The sequence below is a fragment of the Pseudomonas sp. NCIMB 10586 genome, from assembly GCF_023127895.1.
Lineage (GTDB): Bacteria > Pseudomonadota > Gammaproteobacteria > Pseudomonadales > Pseudomonadaceae > Aquipseudomonas > Aquipseudomonas synxantha_A.
Window position 1 is genome coordinate 72,916 of the sequence record NZ_SPKQ01000008.1, and the last position, 19,614, is coordinate 92,529.

Genomic DNA, 19,614 nt, shown 5'->3' on the forward strand with positions numbered 1-19,614 from the left:
TTCATCCACTTTCGCCCAGACATTCGAAAACATTATTTGCTTTATTTGTATACAAAAGCATAATTCGCTTCGTGCGAGTTCCTGACCTATTGGTCAACAAACCCGCCAGTACCTCAAAGCGCTGTTGCCCACTCATGTGACCGGCGCTGGACATAACAATAAAACGATTGAGGAGTACTCGCTGTGGATAGCCGTAAAACCGAAGCCCCTACGCTGGACCTGGCCACGCCGCAAGGCGGTTGGCTGGAACGCCTGTTCAAACTGCGCTTGCATTGCACCACAGTGAAGACCGAGCTGATCGCCGGCCTCACCACCTTCATCACCATGGCCTACATCATCTTCGTCAATCCCAACATCATGGCCGACGCCGGTATTGATCACGGTGCGGCATTTGTCGCCACCTGCATCGCCGCAGCCCTGGGGTGCCTGTTGATGGGCCTGTACGCCAACTGGCCGGTGGGCCTGGCGCCGGGTATGGGCCTGAACGCGTTTTTCACTTACACCGTGGTCGGCACCATGGGCTACAACTGGGAAACCGCTCTCGGCGCGGTCTTTGTCTCGGGTGTGCTGTTCATGATTCTGACGCTGTCACGCATCCGAGAATGGCTGCTCAACAGTATTCCGGTCAGCCTGCGTCATGCCATGGGCGCAGGTGTGGGCCTGTTCCTCGGGGTGATCGGCCTGAAAACCGCCGGCATCATCGTCGACAGCCCGGCCACCCTGATCAAGCTCGGCTCCCTGCATGAACCCGCCCCGCTGCTGGCGGCGGTGTGCTTCCTGCTGATCGCCATCCTCAGTTATCACCGTGTATTCGGTGCAATTCTCATCAGCATCATCGCCGTGACCCTGGCCGGCTGGGGCCTGGGCCTGGTGCATTACAACGGCATTCTCTCCACCCCACCGAGCCTGGCACCGACCTGGATGGCGATGGACGTGATGGGTGTGTTCAATGTGAGCATGATCAGCGTGGTATTTGCCTTTCTTTTTGTACACATGTTCGACACTGCCGGTACACTGATGGGCGTTGCCCAACGGGCCGGGCTGGTCAAGGCCGACGGCAAGATCGACAACCTGTCCCGCGCATTGAAGGCCGACAGTGCTTCCAGTGTGTTCGGCGCCATGGTTGGCGTGCCGCCAGTGACCAGCTACGTGGAAAGCGCCGCAGGTGTGGCAGCCGGTGGCCGCACCGGGTTGACCGCTGTAACGGTGGGTGTGCTGTTCGTGGCGGCGATGTTCTTCGCACCGCTGGCCGGCATGATTCCCGCCTACGCCACCGCTGGCGCGCTGATCTACGTAGCGATGCTGATGATGGCGAGCATGGCCCATATCAATTGGGATGAAGCTACCGACAGCATTCCGGCGATCGTCACTGCCATCATGATGCCGCTGACGTTCTCGGTCGCCGACGGGATCGCTCTGGGCTTTATCACCTATGTAGCGCTGAAGACCGGCACCGGCAAGTACCGCGAGATTTCTGTCAGCCTGTGGGTGTTGTGCGCGATTTTCATTGCGAAATTCATATTTTTATAAAAGGAGCAAATGATGAACCTGGATACCTGGCTGCTGTTCAGTGGGGCTGCATTGATCGTGATCCTGATTCCAGGGCCATTGTCGCTGCTGATGATCAGCAACAGTCTCAACTACGGCCTGCGCCGCTCGTACCCGGCGTTTTTGGGCGGAGTGTTTGCGTCGATCTGCCTGTTGAGTGCTTCGGCCTTGGGTCTGGGGGCCTTGTTGCTGGCCTCGGAACAGCTGTTCAGTGCCTTGAAAATTGTCGGCGCGCTGTACCTGTTCTACCTGGCCTGGCAGAGCTGGCAGCAATCGCGTCTGCCGAGCGAAGGCGCCGAAGTCCCACAAACGCCGTCTGTACCGCGCTTTCGTGCGTTGTTTGGGCGAGCCTTTGTGTTGGGCGCCAGCAACCCCAAGGACATCCTGTTTTTCGCTGCCTTCCTGCCGCAGTTTCTCAGCAGCCAGCAACCGTTCCTGCCGCAATTGCTGATCATGATCGCCACCTGGACGGTGCTCGACCTGCTGTGCAAGCTGGCCTACGGTCTGGGTGCCCATGGCGCAGCGCGTTACTTGCGCAGCGGTTCGGGCCAGAGCTGGTTCAACCGCATCAGCGCGGCACTGTTCGGCGGCGCCGGTGCGATGGCACTCATCAATGCTAAGGGGTCAATTTGACGAAATAAACAGTTGGATCGAGACGCCCCTTTGTGGGCCATTGGATGCCGGCCACAATCCGCACCAAGCGCTGTTCCTGCATCGCGGTGTCAACTGCCCTTAATAAAAGAGAGTCGGGGTGTGAGTTGATGGCTATCCGAACCCAACGGTTCGAAAGCTTCCCTCTCACGGTCATTCGCCCCAGTTCAAGCCATTGGTAGGCCACGTAGTAAATGGTGTTCGAACGGGGATGAGTAACGACTGATTCAATACTGGGTTCTCCGAAACGCATCCCTGGGCGCCGCACAGACAAGTCCTCGACGCGGTAACCCTGCTGCTCCAGCACGGTCCTGACGGCGGCGCGCTCCGCTTCAAGCCTCTGCGTCCTGACCGGGACGACACCATATTGCAGGCTCGGGTCTAACGGATGAGGCGGCGTGAAATCAACGCGCGTGAAGCCGGGTGCCTTGCCTTCGAAACCGACGTATAGATATTGCTTGCGCCGTTCATTAGTCCTCAACATCCGTAGTAAATCGTCCGTTTGGCCGCTCCTCGCAGGGAGCGGGGGTAGCCATTCGTCCAGCGTCGCGCGGATGCCGAGCAAATGGCTTGCCGTGGCAGAGTGGGAAGGATCCGCCAATTCAATCATTCTCATGACGGTAAACTTTCGAGCTTCATTCGTCATGGAGGGAAAGGCCCTGCCCACAGAGTGCTCCAACGAACTGTCGAACAGCGCCGAATGATGTTGCCATTCACCTGTAGGCAGGCGTGATACGGGAATGGGCTGGTCGCGAATATCAGTGCTGGTCCAGCGCATGATATCGGCTCGCGCGGATGGCCCCGGTGGCTCATTTCGGGTGATAAACACCAGGTCAGTCAACGATGCATGGTCGCCCTGCGGGAGCATCCGGTAAAAACCGCTGTTCGGATCCTGGAAGTCGGTATAAGGAGGAGCCACGCGCAAAAACCTGGCATTGAGCGAAGAACCTCTGGGAGCCGAGCCAACCTCAAACACTCCAGGCGCAGGGAAGCCCACAATGTCACGGGGGTGAACTTGAGCACGCCAACTCAACCACTGGGTGTCCGTTGTACGTGACTGGACAATCCGGTTCTCAGTCGCCATGCGCTCACGAGGGGGTTGCCAATCCGACGAGGGCGCCCGGGGAGCGCGCCATGGGTCATGCACCCCGGAGCTGGGCCCAGGTTGAGGATTATCGGCCTCCAGCAACCACTCCTTGGGCTGATGGATATTCAGGACCAACTCATCCTCACCGCTTTTCAGCATGTTTCTCAGCCGAAACGCAGACTCACTATCACGTTGGTAAACGGGATAATGGTGAGTGTCATCCGTTACAAATTGCTGACCGTCTTTCACATAAACGCCCTCCCTGCCACGCCCTTTGAGCGCCACAGCATCCGGAGGCACGCCCTTGACTTTGAAACGGTCCAAGGGTTTTAACGCGGCCGCAGAAGGCGCAGCCTGACGCAGCACTCGGCCACGGCTGAAATGCGAACGATGTATCCGATTCAACACCGCCCCCAGCGGGCGCCGCACGATACCCGCCGCTACGCCTCTGACCTTGGGGCCGGGGGTAAAGGTCTGCCACAAATCGAACACCAGATACTGGGTCATAAACACAATATCCACGACATCATTGGGGTCTGCGAAACGGTGAAAACGTCGTGCCACAATCAGCAATTCATAAAAGGAGTTAGCCAGCGCAAATAACGGAAAGAAAAACGATATGAGCGCTCGCAGGCTGCTATCAGTCTGCTCCGCAAGGCGGCGGACACGATACTCATCCAGCACCTTGCCGGAATTACTCGCAGCTTGAGTGCGGCGTTGCAAATCCAGCACATTGGCGTAATACAGCAATGCCCTGGGTTCACTGTGGGATATGGGAACGATCGCCAGCCAGTTTGACGGGTTACTGGCAATTTGCTCGCGGATCAGTTTTTCGATCTCATCGAGCACTGGCGTCGGTTGCAGATGTGTAATGCTGAAGGAGCGAATAAAACCAGGGAGCCTCCACTTACCTTCGAAATAATAAGCATCCGGCATGACAGAAAGCCATCCAGGCTCTCCTGCTTCATCGGCGTCATGAATGATTGCGTCAAATGCCCAACCGGGCGCTACCTGCCGCGCCAGTAACTTTACAAGGTCAGCCGAAGCGGCAACGCGACTGAGTTCTACCCGCGCCATCGCCACGCTGATGTACTCGGTGATGATCAAGGCATGCGGCGCAGCAGGCCAGTAAACTACGCAGCGCCCGCTGCCCTGATCCTGCATGACCACGACCCCTGAGATATAGCGATCATGCTGCATCGTGTGCGCCGCCAGATGAACGACGTACAACTTCAAATCATACCCGTTTTTCAGCAGGTCCTCAGGCGTTCGCGCCGCCATCGCCGTGCTGAACAGGCTCTGTGCAAAGGTGCTTAGCCCTTGTTGAACCGCCGAAAAAAGCTGCATGTGCGCGCATTCATCCAGCGTGCGATTGATCAGCGCAGGAATGCGACCCGCATCCGAACTCGGTTTGGCTTTAACCGTGGGGTAGAAGGTATGGTTGATCTGCGTGTCGTAGTTTCCGCCGATATCCAGCGAGGAGACTGTCTTGATCAGATAGTCCTTGTTCAGCCGTTGCTTCCACTGCGGTTGCAGATAGCGTGCTCGATTCAATCGCCAAGGCACCCAGGGTGCTTGCGGATCAAGATTATGCAACGCCAGCTGCAACATGCTGAAGGTTGTGGTTTGAGTACTTGGGGTCAGGACCTGCCCGCGATCACCCGGCGTGCAGTGGCTTTGATTACCGCAGAAGCTGCCTCTGACATCATCCGGCATCGTGATCAGGGGCTTGTCGATGTCCAGCTCCGGGTAGAAACCATCCTCGGTTAAGCGGGCGATCAACTTGCGGCGGGCGAACGTTTCCAAGTCACTCAGAGCGCGTTCAAGCAGGCTTTCAGAGGCAAAGGCGCTGCTCAGGTACAGGCGCTGCAAGCGCTTGAAGTGTTTAAGCTGGGCAGGTGTTGCGCCCGCTAACCACTGTGGCAATTTTTTTGCCTCAAGCGCAGCCTTGCGCAGAAGATCAATGTTGGCCTGAGCCTGGTTCAAGGCGGGACTGTCGGGAATCTTCAAGTGCGCGTCCAGCTCAGCCAATAGCAACAAACGGCTCAGCTCGGCATCTTTTACCTCATTGAACAGACCGGCAGTACCCTCAATGCGCTTGTTCAAGCGAAAGTAGTAGGCCATCAAGTGTTTGAAAGAAACCGTCGCAGGGTTCCCCTCAATGGGTTCATAGCGCACCGTCAGGGTTTCACGCCGGGCATGGTCACGTAAGTCGTGACGCTTATCGTGCTCTATACAGCCCCACAGGACCGAATCATCACTGCTCCCGAGGCTGGCTTTCAGACCGCGGGTCAAAGCGTCCAGGCCTGAAAAAGCCTTCAGCCCGCCATATTGCCCGAATGCATACAGCGCGACCGGAACCCCACGGGACGGGTGCTTCATCGCCGTCGCCCGAGCCACTACCCAAACGTTATGAAGCGGGTAGAAGGCAGCCTGCACGCTGCCCACAGAGACCGAAAACACCTGGGCTTTACCGCCCACGTATTTGGATGCCGACAGCCGCTCCACGACCTCCATCACCAAGTCCCGATGTGCAGTGGGTATCAGCTTGAGCCGGTGTTGCAACTGAACCTCACAGCGCAGGGCCTCGACATGGGCACGCAGGAACAAGGCATAACGTTTGTGCGCACCGGTTGGGCGCTCAATCCAAAAAGGCATATCGTAGAGCCGCTGCTGTGCACCGTTAATCAGCGAATTCAACGCTTCTTTATGCGCTTTGAGTTGGCTCTCAAGCACCACAAATTCCTCAAACGCTGCAGTCTCGACGCTCAGGTCATCGGCGTTGAATAGTGCGAGCAGACCTTTTTCGTAGCGTTTGACCTGCTGCTCTGCGGTGAGCAGGGCCAGGCCGGGCGCGGTGCTGGCAAAGATAATTTCTGCGCGTCGTCGCTGCTCGTCCCACTTGAGCAATTGATAGAGGAGGGTCCCGAGCCGGACTTTACCGACCAGTTGCTTCCTTGCACGCTCGATAAAACGCAGAAAAGGCACAGCGGTCAGCGGTTGAGGTCGCGGCTTTTTTGGAGAAAACACGTGTGCGTGATTGATCGCCAGCGCACAGGCCAGCTCGTTTTCCCATTGACCTTCCAGCAACGCTTGCGCGCTCATCGCCAGCACATCACCGGAGATTGTCGAACCGCGATCCACGCTTAACGCGGGGGTCAGGTCCGTAGGCCGACACAACTCATGTCGGCGCCCTAACGGCAGGCATTGCCAGAGTTCGTCGAACAGTGACTCACTGGCCAACTTTACCAAACCGCATTGCAGGTCTAAGAAGGACGGGTACTCGTAGAAATTGCGCACCACACCCGGCAGGTAAATCACATGCGGTGCACCATCAGGATCGCCTTCACGGTAGATATGCAATGCACCGGGAATTGCAACCGCAGGCGTACCCGGCCACATCAACGAACTCGCTCGCACAGTGGCCCAATCGCCCCCTGCTCGCTGGCGCGCCCCAGCACTAGGTGCGTCGATCAGGGCCTGAAGCAGAGCCATCCCGGCACTCGACAGCTCGTCCAATTGCTGCGCCATAAAAGCCCGGTCAGCGAAGAGTTCGGCGTGCAGCTCTGCCCAATACCCCCTGCGTGTTTGCGAGGAACCGGGCTGCAGCGCGTCCCAATAAGGCGTGGCCGACCAGGCAATTCTGTCTTGCAGCTTCATGGCGATAACTCGCTGCAGCACTTGCAACGGCGTATAAGGCAACTGGCGAGTCGGGTCACCCTTGACGCTCAGGGCAGTGAACTGATTCAGGTTGATCGGCACTGCGGGCAAGGCCAGTGACAGCAGCGCCCGATCAGTCAGGCTGTCGACTTTCTGGGGTTCTGCTGGTGGTTTGGGCACGGTGAACAGCAGGCTGTCCGGGTCTATTTCAAACTCTTTGCGTAGCTCGTCGCGGATCACCCACAAAACTTTTGGCGCGCGCGCTATCAGCCTTCCAAGCACCTTTATTACCTCGACGCAGCGCAGTTCGGCAAAAGCAATCTGATTGATCAGGCGGCTTGGATGGGCGTGAGCGTTGATTCGCCGGGTCAGCTGACTGCGCATACCCTGAAGCGTTGCTTGAGCAGCGATCTCCGGATCTTCTGGGTCGGGGATGTGGTTGAGTGAGGCCATGATGTTTTCTTGATTGAGGAAAACACCGAGCCTAGGCAACGCACAGGCACTTAAGGCTTTAGATAGTTGAACGCAGCACGCGCAAAAAAAGCCCGCAGTGTGCGCGGGCGAAACCAACGAAGAGCATTTTTTTGGGGGGGTGTGAAGCGAGGTGACGACTCAGCTACCGCGATAGGTGGAGTAGCTGTAAGGCGAAATCAGCAGTGGCACATGGTAATGGTCTTGTTCGGCGCTGATGCCGAAACGCAATACCACCACGTCGAGAAAAGCCTGCTCCGGCAGCTGCACACCGCGGGCGCGGTAGTAGTCGCCAGCGCTGAATTGCAATTGGTAGACACCGCTGCGGTAGTCATCGCCTTGCAGCAGCGGCGCGTCGCAACGGCCGTCGCTATTAGTCACGGCGCTACCCACCAGTTCAAGCTGCGCGCCTTCGACGCGATACAACTCGACCTTGATCGCGCTGCCGGGGCAGCCGTGTGCGGCGTCCAAAACGTGTGTGGTCAAACGTCCCATGGCTTTTATGCGCCTCCCGAAGTCAGTCATAGAGAAACCCGCACTCTTTCAGGGCAGTGAAAAAGCCGGCGATGGCCGATTAAGACACTTTTACAAAAAATTGTACACAATAAATTTCACAGCGCTTCCACCCTCCTGTAGGAGCGAGCTTGCTCGCGAAAAACGCCAACGATGACGCGGGCTCTCAGAATGAAAAGTGGCGCCCTCAGGGTTTTCGCGAGCAAGCTCGCTCCTGCAGTGGGCTTTTTCATTTTAACCTGACCACTTAGGCAAGTTTCTTGCAGACAGACCGTTCAGAAAAAATGCAGAAATGCAGGCTTACAAAGTTTGCGATAAGTTGTATACAATCACTCATCGCTGTGACGCCACCCAGTCTTTCCACTGCCCGGCCGCCACACACCTAGCTACCACGAACAAGAAGGAAGACTGCAGTGAGCGCTGACTACCCACGCGACCTGATCGGTTACGGCAGTAACCCTCCTCACCCCCACTGGCCGGGCAACGCACGCATTGCGCTGTCGTTCGTACTCAACTACGAAGAGGGCGGCGAGCGCAATATCCTGCATGGCGACAAAGAGTCCGAAGCCTTCCTTTCGGAAATGGTCTCGGCCCAGCCGCTGCAAGGCGAGCGCAACATGAGCATGGAGTCGCTGTACGAATACGGCAGCCGTGCCGGGGTGTGGCGCATCCTCAAATTGTTCAAAGAATTCGACATACCGCTGACTATCTTCGCCGTGGCCATGGCCGCCCAGCGTCATCCGGATGTGATCCGCGCCATGGTCGCCGCCGGCCACGAGATTTGCAGCCACGGCTACCGCTGGATCGACTACCAGTACATGGACGAGGCCCAGGAGCGCGAGCACATGCTCGAAGCCATCCGCATCCTCACCGAGCTGACCGGCGAACGCCCGCTGGGTTGGTACACCGGTCGTACCGGCCCCAACACCCGCCGCCTGGTGATGGAGGAAGGCGGTTTCCTGTATGACTGCGACACCTATGACGACGACCTGCCCTACTGGGAACCCAATACCCCTAACGGCAAGCCGCACCTGGTGATCCCCTACACCCTGGACACCAACGACATGCGCTTCACCCAGGTGCAGGGTTTCAACAAGGGTGACGACTTTTTCGAATACCTCAAGGATGCCTTCGACGTGCTGTATGCCGAAGGCGCCGAAGCGCCGAAGATGCTTTCGATCGGCCTGCATTGCCGCCTGATCGGCCGCCCGGCACGCCTGGCCTCGCTCAAGCGCTTCATTGAATACGTCAAAGGCCATGATCGGGTGTGGTTCACCCGCCGCGTGGACATCGCCCGTCACTGGCACCAAACCCACCCCTGCACGGGAGCGGCGAAATGACTGCGTTCCAGACCTTGCAACCGTCGACCCTGAGCCGCGACGCCTTCGTCGCAGCCTTTGCCGATATTTACGAACACTCGCCATGGGTGGCCGAAAAGGCCTTCGAGCTGGGCCAGGATAGGTCGATCGACCAGATCGAAACCCTGCACCAGCGCATGAGCGATATCCTGTTGAGCGCTGATCATCAAAGCCAGTTGGCCCTGATCAATGCTCACCCGGACCTGGCAGGCCGCGCGGCCGTCCAGGGCCAACTGACCGAAGCCAGCACCAATGAACAGGCTGGCGCCGGTATCCACCAATGCACGGCCGAAGAGTTTTCTCGCTTCACCGAGCTGAATGACGCCTACAAGGCCAAGTTCAAGTTTCCCTTCATCATGGCGGTAAAAGGCAGCAACCGGCACCAGATTCTCGCCGCGTTCGAAACGCGCATCCATAACTCGACAGACACCGAGTTCAAGTGCGCGCTGGACGAGATCAACAAGATCGCGTTGTTCCGTTTATTGACCCTCTAAACGACCATCCCCAGCCACTCTATCCAAGGCAGACAAGAAGAATGAAAGCTTACGCCGTACCTTTCGAAAAGTTCGTCAACCTGGCCGACGCCCGCCTGGGCACCAAGATCATCTCGGTGACCGATGACTGGTTCGCCGACGCCAACCGCCTGTTCCAGCCGACCCCGGCAGTGTGGAAGGAGGGCGTTTTCGATGACAACGGCAAGTGGATGGACGGCTGGGAGTCACGCCGCAAGCGCTTCGAAGGCTACGACAGCGCGGTGATCCGCCTGGGCGTGCCGGGTTCGATCAAAGGCGTGGACATCGACACTTCATTCTTCACCGGCAACTTCCCGCCGTCGGCCTCACTGGAAGCCTGCTTCCTGGCCTCGGGCGAGCCGGACGCCAATACCCAATGGGTTGAAGTGCTGTCGGCGGTAGAGCTGCAAGGCAACAGTCACCACTACCACGAGATCAACAACGACCAGGCGTTCAGCCACCTGCGCTTCAACATCTACCCGGATGGCGGCGTCGCCCGTCTGCGTGTGTATGGCGTGCCGTTCCGCGATTGGTCTTCGGTGGGCGACAACGAACAGGTCGACCTGGCTGCCGCGCTCAATGGCGGGCGTGCCCTGGCCTGCTCCGATGAACACTTCGGCCGCATGAGCAACATCCTCAACCCAGGCCGTGGCATCAACATGGGTGATGGCTGGGAAACCGCGCGTCGTCGTACACCGGGCAATGACTGGGTGATCGTCGCGTTGGGCCACCCGGGCGAGATCGAAAAGATCATCGTCGACACCCTGCACTTCAAGGGCAACTACCCGGACACCTGCTCGATCCAGGGCGCCTTCGTCAAAGGCGGCACCGACAGCCAGATCGAAACCCAATCGCTGTTCTGGCGTGAACTGTTGCCGGCGCAGAAACTGGAAATGCACGCCGAACACACCTTCGCCGAGCAGATCAAGGCGCTGGGGCCGATTACCCATATCCGCCTGAATGTGTTCCCGGATGGCGGTGTGAGTCGCCTGCGCGTCCTGGGCAAAGTGTCGAAATAAGCGGTGATGCCATCGCAGGCAAGCCAGTTCCCACAGGGGAATGCATTCCAAATGTGGGAGCGGGCTTGCCCGCGATAGCAATAGACCAAACAACACAGTATTCGGATAAGAGACAGCCATGCGCACACTGATGATCGAACCCCTGACCAAAGAAGCCTTCGCCCCTTTCGGAGACGTTATCGAAACCGATGGCAGCGATCACTTCATGATCAACAACGGGTCGACCATGCGCTTTCACAAACTGGCAACGGTCGAAACAGCACAGCCTGAAGACCACGCCATCATCAGCATCTTCCGCGCCGACGCGCAGGACATGCCGTTGACCGTGTGCATGCTGGAGAGACACCCGCTGGGCAGCCAGGCGTTCATACCGCTGCTCGGCAACCCCTTTCTGATCGTGGTCGCGCCACTTGGCGATGCACCTGTATCAGGCTTGGTCCGCGCCTTCGTTACCAACGGCAGGCAGGGCATCAATTACCATCGCGGCGTCTGGCACCACCCGGTGCTGACGATCGAAAAGCGGGATGACTTCCTGGTGGTTGATCGCAGTGGCACAGGCAATAACTGCGATGAGCATTTTTTCAAAGAGGATGAGCGGTTGATCCTCGCCCCCCACCAATAAGAGAAGGCCGGATCACCCGACAACAAGGGTGACAGGCGAGAGGTAAAGACTGTGGAAGCACATCTGTTGGAATGGCTGAACCTGAGCGTGCGCTGGGTTCACATGATCACTGGCGTCGCCTGGATCGGCGCTTCGTTCTACTTTGTCTGGCTGGAAAACAACCTCAATCGCGTCAACCCCAAGAACGGCCTGGCCGGTGACTTGTGGGCGATCCACGGTGGCGGTATCTACCACCTGGAAAAATACAAACTGGCTCCGCCGACCATGCCGGACAACCTGCACTGGTTCAAATGGGAAGCCTACTTCACCTGGATGTCGGGCGTCGCGCTGCTCTGCGTGGTGTTCTACCTCAACCCCACGCTGTACCTGCTCGCCCCCGGCAGCAGCCTCAGCGGCACCGAAGGCGTATTGCTGGGCATCGGCTCACTGTTCGCCGGCTGGTTCATCTACTCCTTCCTCTGCGACTCGGCCCTGGGCAAGCGCCCTGCCCTGCTCGGCTTGATCCTGTTCGTGCTGCTGATTGCGGCGGCGTATGGCTTCAGCAAGGTGTTCAGCGGCCGTGGCGCCTACCTGCACGTGGGTGCGGTGATCGGTACGATCATGGTCGGTAACGTGTTCCGCATCATCATGCCCGCCCAGCGTGCACTGGTGGCAGCCATCGCCGAGAACCGCACACCGGATCCGGCGCTGCCGGCCAAGGGCTTGCTGCGTTCACGCCACAACAACTACTTCACCTTGCCGGTGCTGTTCATCATGATCAGCAACCACTTCCCGAGTACCTACGGCAGCCAATACAACTGGCTGATCCTGGCCGGGATCGCAGTGGCGGCGGTGCTGGTAAGGCACTACTTCAACACCCGGCATGACAGCCAGAAGTATGCGTGGACCTTGCCGGTGGGCGCGTTGGCGATGATCAGCCTGGCGTATGTAACCGGGCCCAAACCTGCAGAACCGATTGCCAAGGCACCTGCTGCGATCGAGTACCAGCCGCTGCCGGAAACCGCCCTGGGCGGTGGCTTGAAACCCGCAGCGCCTGCCGCCCCCGCCGCTGAACCGGCACCGGCCCAGGCCACGACCGACTTCGGCCAGGTGCACCATGTGATCGAGCAACGCTGCACCGTGTGCCATTCGGCCAAGCCCACCAGCCCGTTGTTCAGCACCGCTCCGGCTGGGGTGATGTTCGACACACCGACACAGATCCAGCAGCAGGCCGCGCGTATTCAAGCGCAGGCCGTGGCCAGCCAGATCATGCCGTTGGGCAATATTACCCAGATGACCCAGCAGGAAAGAGACCTGATCGGCACCTGGATCAATCAGGGGGCCCGCACCAACTGACTGTTTCACACGGGACCAATGTGGGAGCTGGCTTGCCTGCGATAGCAGTGTGTCAGTCACCGGATGAGTTGCCGACCCTGCGCTATCGCGGGCAAGCCAGCTCCCACAATTGAGATCTGCCGTGTTTTGAAAATTGCTTTGCAAACAACACAAAAATAAAAAGATTCGAGGTGTTGCATGTCCCAGTTAGAAACGCAGACTCCTGCCGCGCCCGCCATGGTGCGGCTGCCCCTCTTGCAACTGATTCTGGTTGGCTTGCAACACGTCTTGCTGATGTACGGCGGCGCCGTCGCCGTCCCCCTGATCATTGGCCAGGCCGCAGGCTTGAGCCGTGAAGAAATCGCCTTCCTGATCAACGCCGACCTGCTGGTGGCCGGTATCGCCACCATGGTGCAGTCGTTCGGCATCGGCCCGGTAGGTATCCGTATGCCGGTGATGATGGGTGCCAGCTTCGCCGCCGTCGGCAGCATGGTCGCCATGGCCGGTATGCCCGGTATCGGTTTGCAAGGCATCTTCGGCGCGACTATCGCCGCCGGGTTCTTCGGCATGCTGATCGCGCCATTCATGTCCAAGGTCGTGCGCTTTTTCCCGCCGCTGGTGACCGGTACCGTCATTACCGCCATCGGCCTCTCGCTGTTTCCCGTGGCCGTGAACTGGGCCGGTGGCGGCAGCGCTGCCGCCACGTTCGGCTCGCCGGTGTATCTGGCGATTGCCGCGCTGGTGCTGGCGACCATCCTGCTGATCAACCGCTTCATGCGCGGCTTCTGGGTGAATATCTCGGTGCTGATCGGCATGGGCCTGGGTTACGGGTTGTGCGGCGTTATCGGCATGGTCGACCTCAGTGGCCTGGCCCAGGCGCCCTGGGTGCAGGTGGTCACGCCGTTGCACTTCGGTATGCCCAAGTTCGAGTTGGCGCCGATCCTGTCGATGTGCCTGGTGGTGGTGATTATCTTTGTCGAGTCCACCGGCATGTTCCTCGCCCTGGGCAAGATCACCGGCCAGGAGGTCACCCCGAAGATGCTGCGCCGTGGCCTGTTGTGTGACGCCGGCGCGTCGTTCTTTGCCGGTTTCTTCAACACCTTTACCCACTCCTCCTTCGCGCAGAATATCGGCCTGGTACAAATGACCGGCGTGCGCTGCCGCTCGGTCACGATCATGGCGGGGGCCTTTCTGATTGTGCTGAGCCTGTTGCCCAAGGCCGCCTATCTGGTCGCGTCGATTCCGCCGGCAGTACTCGGTGGCGCGGCGATAGCCATGTTCGGCATGGTGGCGGCGACCGGGATCAAGATCCTGCAGGAAGCCGACATCGCCGACCGTCGCAACCAGCTATTGGTAGCCGTGAGCATCGGCATGGGCCTGATCCCCGTGGTACGGCCGGAGTTCTTCGCGCAACTGCCACTGTGGATGAGCCCGATTACCCACAGCGGGATCGCTATGGCCACACTCAGCGCGTTGTCGCTGAACATCCTGTTCAACATCCTCGGCGGCGCTGAACGCCCCGAAGTCGCCCATACGCATTGATTCCTTTGTTAGTACAAAAATAACAACAAACAGGGAACAGCCACATGCACAGCCTTCAACCGGGGCCGGCCACACGCCGCGCCCCATTCTCGCCCCTCGCGCTCTGTTACAGCGCACTTGAGCCCAGGCCTGGGAGCCAGTATTCTCCGCGCCCGCTCGAATCGACTCAAAAAAAAACAGCGAATGTAAAAGCTGACTTCAAGGCCAACTTATCCCGGCCTGATGTTGGCTGCCAAAGTGCGCAAAAGTCCTCTGAATTCGACTGCATCCGCTGCAGCCGACGGGGATTTTTTGGCTTTTCAAACACCTTGGCGCAGCTCTTGCTAACAGCATTAAAGCTGACCGAACAGACGATTTTTGCAGCGAACCAAAAGGCGCCATACCAGAGCGCCTGCGTAGAAGAAAAAAAACCATAAAACTTTAACTCGGGAGCAACCGAATGAAACCCATGTTCAAAGGCCTGATGCTGGCGGGATCCCTGCTGGCTGGTGGCCAGGCCGTCGCCGGTGACTTGTTGCAGTGGCAGAACAACAGCCTGACTTACCTGTGGGGCAAGAGCTTTACCGTCAACCCGCAGATCCAGCAAACCGTCACCTTCGAACATGCCGACGCATGGAAGTACGGCGACAACTTCTTCTTCCTCGACCGTATCTTTTACAACGGCAAGGAAGACGGCAATGTCGGCCCGAACACTTACTACGGCGAGTTCAGCCCGCGTTTGTCGTTCGGCAAGATTTTCGACAAGGACCTGTCGTTCGGCCCGATCAAGGACGTGCTGCTGGCCTTCACCTACGAGTTCGGCGAGGGCGATAACGAGTCCTACCTGCTGGGCCCGGCATTCGACTTGAACATCCCCGGTTTTGACTACTTCCAGTTGAATTTCTACCAGCGCCAGACCGAGGGCAATCGCCCGGGTGACGGTGTGTGGCAGATCACTCCGGTGTGGTCGTACACCATCCCCGTGGGCAACTCCGACGTGCTGATCGACGGTTTCATGGACTGGGTGGTGGATAACGACAAAAACGCCCGTGGCACTTATCACGCCAACCTGCACTTCAACCCGCAGGTCAAATACGACTTGGGCAAGGCGCTGCACTGGGGCGACAAGCAGTTGTATGTAGGTTTTGAATACGACTACTGGAAGAACAAGTACGGGATTGAAGACAGCGGCGCGTTCAAGACGACTCAGGACACGGCAAGCTTCCTGGTCAAGTACCACTTCTAAAGGTTGATCGCGGTTCCCTGTGGGAGCTGGCTTGCCTGCGATCGCGGTGTGTCTGTGCCAGCAGTGTTGGCTGGCATACCGCTATCGCAGGCAAGCCAGCTCCCACATTCAGTTCGGCGTCAGGCCGAGGAATCGGGTGATTTCTTCGCGCTTGGCCAAGGCATCCTTGCGCCCCAACTCGATCAACTCGCTGCAATACCCCGCCTCGAACAGCAAATAACTCAACACCCCCGCCCCACTGGTCTTGGTCGCCCCCGGCCCGCGCAAGAACAAGCGCAACGCCGCCGGTAATTCCTGGCGATGTCGCGCCGCGATTTCATCGATAGGCTGGCTGGGCGCAATCACCAGCACGTCCACCGGCGCCAGGCCCTGCACCGCGGCGTCGACAGGGACAACCCGACTAAACTGGTTCAAGCGCTCCAGCAGTTCGATATCGCTTTCCAGGCTGTCAATGAAGGTGCTGTTGAGCATATGCCCACCGATTTGCGCCAGGGTCGGTTGCTGGCCGGTGTAGGTACGTTGCGTCGACGCTTCATTGCCCCTGGGATTGCCGCTCACGCCGACCACCAACACGCGGCTGGCGCCCAGGTGCAAAGCCGGGCTGATGGGCGCTGACTGCCGCACCGCGCCATCGCCAAAGTACTCTTCGTCGAGTTTGACCGGAGCAAACAACAGCGGAATCGCCGAACTCGCCAGCAAGTGCTCCACCGTCAGTTGGGTCGGCACGCCGATACGCCGATGGCGCAGCCATGCATCGATGGTGCCGCCGCCCTGGTAGAAAGTCACCGCTTGCCCGGACTCATAGCCAAACGCCGTCACCGCCACTGCCTGCAAGTGCTTGCGGCGAATAGCCTCGTCGATGCCGTCCAGGTTCAAGCGTTCTTGCAGCAAGTCGCGCAGTGGCGAGCTGTTGAGCAGCGCCACGGGCACCTGGGCGCCCAGGCCCAATAAGCTGTGGATGAGGAAACGGCTGGCCTGGCGTATTACCCCAGGCCAGTCGCTGCGCAGCACCTGGTGGCTGCGAAAGCCCTGCCAGAATGCCGTCAGCCGTTGGATCGCTGCCGAGAAATCGGTAGCGCCACTGGCCAGGCTCACTGCATTGATCGCGCCGGCGGAGGTGCCGACAATCACCGGAAATGGATTCGGCGCCCCCGGTGGCAGCAACTCGGCAATCGCCGCCAACACCCCCACCTGATACGCCGCTCGCGCCCCGCCGCCGGAAAGAATCAAGCCTGTGACCGGTTCAACTGAGCGCATTGCGTCACTCCGTGTGGTAAAAATCAGCGTTATCGACGGCGCTTTTCATACAGTTTGGGCTCACCCGGCGGCCGGCTCTTGAAGCGGCGATGGGTCCACAGGTATTGCTCGGGGCAATCGCGTACCGAGGCTTCGACCCATTGGTTGATGCGCAGGCAGTCGATTTCGTCGGTTTCACCCGGAAAATCGGTCAACGGTGGATGGATCACCAATCGGTAACCGCTGCCATCGGCCAGGCGCTCCTGGGTGAACGGCACCACCAACGCCTTGCCCAGGCGTGCGAACTTGCTGGTAGCGGTGACGGTAGCTGCCTGGATACCGAACAGCGGCACGAAGATGCTTTGCTTGGCGCCGTAATCCTGGTCCGGTGCGTACCAGATGGCCCGGCCGGCACGCAGCAGCTTGAGCATACCGCGCACGTCGTCGCGCTCCACGGCCAGGGAATCGAGGTTATGGCGCTCACGACCACGGCGCTGGATAAAATCGAACAGCGGGTTGCCATGCTCGCGGTACATGCCATCGATGGTGTGTTTCTGCCCCAGCAGCGCCGCGCCGATTTCCAGGGTGGTGAAGTGCAGGGCCATCAGGATCACGCCCTTGCCTTCCAAGTGTGCCTGCTTGAGGTGTTCCAGCCCTTCGACATGGGCCAGTCGCGCCAGGCGCGGCTTGGGCCACCACCAGCTCATGGCCATTTCAAAAAAGGCGATACCGGTGGAGGCAAAGTTTTCCTTGAGCAGGCGTTTGCGCTCCTGCACGGATTTTTCCGGGAAGCACAGCTCAAGGTTACGCGCCGCGATACGGCGGCGATCGCCAGCCACGCGGTACATCCCCGCACCCAGCAGGCGACCAATGGTCAACAACGCCCGGTACGGCAACTGGGTGACCAGCCACAGCAGGCCGAGCCCCAGCCATAGCAGCCAAAAACGCGGGTGAAGAAATACAGCTCGAAAACGCGGGCGATCCATTACAGATTCCGGTAAAGACAAGGGCCGCGCATTCTACAACGGTTCGACTCGGCTTGCGGCGGGTGAGTGTTCTCGTTATAAGTCTCGACACTTTTCGTGACAAGCCGCTTTCGCCGACCATGAGCCAAACCGAACCGCTAGACCAAGATCCCGTGTTCCAGCTAAAAGGCAGCATGCTCGCCATTACCGTGCTGGAACTGGCGCGCAATGACCTTGATGCCCTGGACCGCCAACTGGCCGCCAAGGTTGCCCTGGCGCCAAACTTTTTCAACAACGCCCCGCTGGTGCTGGCGCTGGACAAGCTGCCGGCCGGCCAGGGCGTGATTGATTTGCCCGGGCTGATGCGCGTGTGCCGCTCCCATGGCCTGCGCACCCTGGCGATTCGTGCCAGCCGCATCGAAGACATTGCCGCCGCCATCGCCATTGAACTGCCAGTACTGCCTCCATCCGGTGCCCGCGAGCGTCCCTTGGAACCGCTGGTCGGTGAAGAGAAGAAAAAACCGGAAAAACCACCCGAGCCTGCGATCAAGCCGACAAAGATCATCACCTCGCCGGTACGCGGCGGGCAGCAGATTTACGCCCAGGGCGGCGACTTGGTGGTGATCTCCTCGGTCAGCCCGGGGGCGGAACTTCTCGCCGATGGCAACATCCATGTATACGGCCCGATGCGCGGGCGTGCCCTCGCCGGCATCAAGGGTGATACCAGAGCGCGGATTTTCTGCCAGCAGTTGACCGCTGAGCTGGTTTCCATCGCGGGTCAGTACAAGGTTTCCGAAGATTTGCGCCGTGATCCGCTGTGGGGGGCTTCGGTACAGGTCAACCTGTCGGGCGATGTGTTGAACATCATCCGGCTTTAACGGATACTGCCGCATTTTCCAAGCATCTCTAGACTCTGATAGCAAAGCGAAACCGGCAAGACTTGTGTAGGAATATTTGGAAGTTGGTGTTTCTCCATGGAAACTCCTTCTTTTTCCTGCAAAGGCTGTCCGCCTGCAGCGAGTTTCAAGAGATGTTTTTCAGGGACCGAAAGTCCTTTTTCCTTAGGGGTGAAACACCTTGGCCAAGATTCTCGTGGTTACATCCGGCAAGGGTGGTGTGGGTAAGACCACCACCAGCGCCGCTATCGGTACCGGCCTCGCACTGCGCGGCCACAAGACAGTCATCGTCGACTTCGACGTCGGTTTGCGTAACCTCGACCTGATCATGGGCTGCGAACGCCGCGTGGTGTACGACTTCGTCAACGTGGTGAACGGCGAAGCCAACCTGCAACAGGCCCTGATCAAGGACAAGCGCCTTGAGAACCTGTATGTACTGGCCGCCAGCCAGACCCGCGACAAAGACGCGCTGACCAAGGAAGGCGTGGGCAAGGTTCTCGCCGAGCTCAAGGAAACCTTCGAATACGTGGTGTGCGATTCTCCGGCCGGTATTGAAACCGGTGCTCACCTGGCGATGTACTTCGCCGATGAAGCCATCGTGGTGACCAACCCGGAAGTTTCCTCGGTACGTGACTCGGACCGTATGCTGGGCCTCTTGGCCAGCAAGTCCAAGCGCGCTGAAGAAGGCCAGGACCCGATCAAGGAGCACCTGTTACTCACCCGCTACAACCCGGAGCGTGTCAACAATGGCGAGATGCTCGGCGTTGAAGACGTGAAGGAAATCCTCGCAGTGACCCTGCTGGGCGTGATTCCGGAGTCCCAGGCCGTGCTGAAGGCATCCAACCAGGGCGTGCCGGTGATTCTTGACGACCAGAGCGACGCCGGCCAGGCGTACAGCGATGCAGTCGATCGCTTGCTGGGCAAGACCGTGGAACACCGCTTCCTCGATGTTAAGAAGAAGGGATTCTTCGAGCGTATCTTTGGAGGCAACTAAA

16 protein-coding genes are annotated in these 19,614 nt (G+C 58.9%); 12 read left to right on the forward strand and 4 right to left on the reverse strand.

Annotated elements, in window-relative coordinates; genetic code table 11:
• Positions 1-183 precede the first annotated feature (183 nt).
• On the forward strand, positions 184-1,530 hold the full coding sequence (locus tag E4P01_RS03975) for an NCS2 family permease (RefSeq protein WP_216091889.1): 1,347 nt from the start codon (positions 184-186) through the stop codon (positions 1,528-1,530).
• A gap of 12 nt (positions 1,531-1,542) precedes the next feature.
• Complete coding sequence (locus E4P01_RS03980; RefSeq protein WP_032880122.1) at positions 1,543-2,181, forward strand: LysE family translocator; 639 nt, start codon at positions 1,543-1,545, stop codon at positions 2,179-2,181.
• On the opposite strand, the gene E4P01_RS03985 is transcribed toward E4P01_RS03980, so the two are convergent.
• A complete protein-coding gene (locus E4P01_RS03985) occupies positions 2,165-7,399 on the reverse strand; it encodes a DUF6543 domain-containing protein (protein WP_216091890.1) in 5,235 nt (1,744 codons plus the stop codon). The genes E4P01_RS03980 and E4P01_RS03985 overlap by 17 nt on opposite strands.
• Before the next feature lie 159 nt (positions 7,400-7,558).
• Positions 7,559-7,942 carry a hydroxyisourate hydrolase gene (gene uraH, locus E4P01_RS03990; protein WP_179119841.1) on the reverse strand — a complete coding sequence of 128 codons (384 nt, stop codon included), beginning with the start codon at positions 7,940-7,942 and terminating at the stop codon, positions 7,559-7,561.
• Positions 7,943-8,343: 401 nt separating this feature from the next.
• Between uraH and puuE the strand changes: the two genes are divergently transcribed.
• The 8 genes from puuE (at position 8,344) to E4P01_RS04030 (ending at position 15,522) form a co-directional block, all read left to right on the forward strand.
• Entirely contained in the window at positions 8,344-9,270 is a 927-nt protein-coding gene (gene puuE, locus E4P01_RS03995) for an allantoinase PuuE (RefSeq protein WP_216091891.1), read from the forward strand.
• A complete protein-coding gene (gene uraD / locus E4P01_RS04000; RefSeq protein WP_032880116.1) occupies positions 9,267-9,782 on the forward strand; it encodes a 2-oxo-4-hydroxy-4-carboxy-5-ureidoimidazoline decarboxylase in 516 nt (171 codons plus the stop codon). The genes puuE and uraD overlap by 4 nt, the downstream gene beginning before the upstream one ends.
• A gap of 41 nt (positions 9,783-9,823) precedes the next feature.
• On the forward strand, positions 9,824-10,819 hold the full coding sequence (gene alc / locus E4P01_RS04005; protein WP_005789952.1) for an allantoicase: 996 nt from the start codon (positions 9,824-9,826) through the stop codon (positions 10,817-10,819).
• A 118-nt stretch (positions 10,820-10,937) separates the two neighbouring features.
• A complete protein-coding gene (locus E4P01_RS04010; RefSeq protein WP_005789953.1) occupies positions 10,938-11,441 on the forward strand; it encodes an ureidoglycolate lyase in 504 nt (167 codons plus the stop codon).
• A 51-nt stretch (positions 11,442-11,492) separates the two neighbouring features.
• Positions 11,493-12,776 carry a urate hydroxylase PuuD gene (locus tag E4P01_RS04015; RefSeq protein ID WP_032880113.1) on the forward strand — a complete coding sequence of 428 codons (1,284 nt, stop codon included), beginning with the start codon at positions 11,493-11,495 and terminating at the stop codon, positions 12,774-12,776.
• 177 nt (positions 12,777-12,953) lie between these two features.
• Positions 12,954-14,297 (forward strand): nucleobase:cation symporter-2 family protein, encoded by a 1,344-nt coding sequence (locus tag E4P01_RS04020; protein WP_103733708.1) that lies wholly within the window; start codon positions 12,954-12,956, stop codon positions 14,295-14,297.
• Positions 14,298-14,341: 44 nt separating this feature from the next.
• Entirely contained in the window at positions 14,342-14,713 is a 372-nt protein-coding gene (locus E4P01_RS04025; RefSeq protein WP_143508472.1) for a hypothetical protein, read from the forward strand.
• Positions 14,714-14,736: 23 nt separating this feature from the next.
• Positions 14,737-15,522 (forward strand): outer membrane protein OmpK, encoded by a 786-nt coding sequence (locus tag E4P01_RS04030; protein ID WP_005789957.1) that lies wholly within the window; start codon positions 14,737-14,739, stop codon positions 15,520-15,522.
• Between the two features lie 108 nt (positions 15,523-15,630).
• On the opposite strand, the gene E4P01_RS04035 is transcribed toward E4P01_RS04030, so the two are convergent.
• Both E4P01_RS04035 and E4P01_RS04040 read right to left on the reverse strand, forming a co-directional pair.
• Positions 15,631-16,779: a patatin-like phospholipase family protein gene (locus E4P01_RS04035; RefSeq protein ID WP_216091892.1), complete on the reverse strand. Its 1,149-nt coding sequence runs from the start codon at positions 16,777-16,779 to the stop codon at positions 15,631-15,633.
• 29 nt (positions 16,780-16,808) lie between these two features.
• On the reverse strand, positions 16,809-17,744 hold the full coding sequence (locus tag E4P01_RS04040; protein WP_005789961.1) for a lipid A biosynthesis lauroyl acyltransferase: 936 nt from the start codon (positions 17,742-17,744) through the stop codon (positions 16,809-16,811).
• A gap of 119 nt (positions 17,745-17,863) precedes the next feature.
• On the opposite strand from E4P01_RS04040, the gene minC reads away from it, so the two are divergent.
• A complete protein-coding gene (gene minC / locus E4P01_RS04045) occupies positions 17,864-18,601 on the forward strand; it encodes a septum site-determining protein MinC (protein WP_005789962.1) in 738 nt (245 codons plus the stop codon).
• A gap of 199 nt (positions 18,602-18,800) precedes the next feature.
• Positions 18,801-19,613, forward strand: coding sequence for a septum site-determining protein MinD (gene minD / locus E4P01_RS04050; RefSeq protein WP_003192835.1), 813 nt, complete (start codon positions 18,801-18,803; stop codon positions 19,611-19,613).
• The last annotated feature ends 1 nt before the right edge of the window (position 19,614 follow it).